1 rRNA gene is annotated in these 519 nt (G+C 51.1%); it reads left to right on the top strand.

From position 1 onward, the window contains the following. Positions 1-519, top strand: a 23S ribosomal RNA gene (locus tag CIK04_RS30885); the annotation flags it as partial.

The raw sequence follows: 519 nt of genomic DNA, 5'->3' as shown, positions 1-519 counted from the left end.
ATACGATCTCTGGATATAGACCCGGAAACCGAGTTGATCTAGCCATGGGCAGGTTGAAGGTTGAGTAACATCAACATGGAGGACCGAACCGACTAATGTTGAAAAGTTAGGCGGAATGACTTGATGGCTAGGGGTGAAAGGCCAATCCAAACTCGGAGATAGCTGGTTCTCCCCGAAAGCTATTTAGGTAGCGCCTCGGACGAAGTACGTACTGGGGGTAGAGCACTGTTAAGCTAGGGGGTCATCCCGACTTACCAACCCTTTGCAAACTCCGAATACCAGTAAGTACTATCCGGGAGACACACGGCGGGTGCTAACGTCCGTCGTGGAGAGGGAAACAACCCAGACCGCCAGCTAAGGTCCCAAATTACAGCTAAGTGGGAAACGATGTGGGAAGGCTTAGACAGCTAGGATGTTGGCTTAGAAGCAGCCATCATTTAAAGAAAGCGTAATAGCTCACTAGTCGAGTCGGCCTGCGCGGAAGATGTAACGGGGCTAAGTTGTAAACCGAAGCTGCGG

The organism is Vibrio sp. 03_296 (assembly GCF_002265885.1).
Note: the sequence above shows the minus strand (reverse complement) of the source record. Positions and strands in the feature narration are given on the sequence as shown.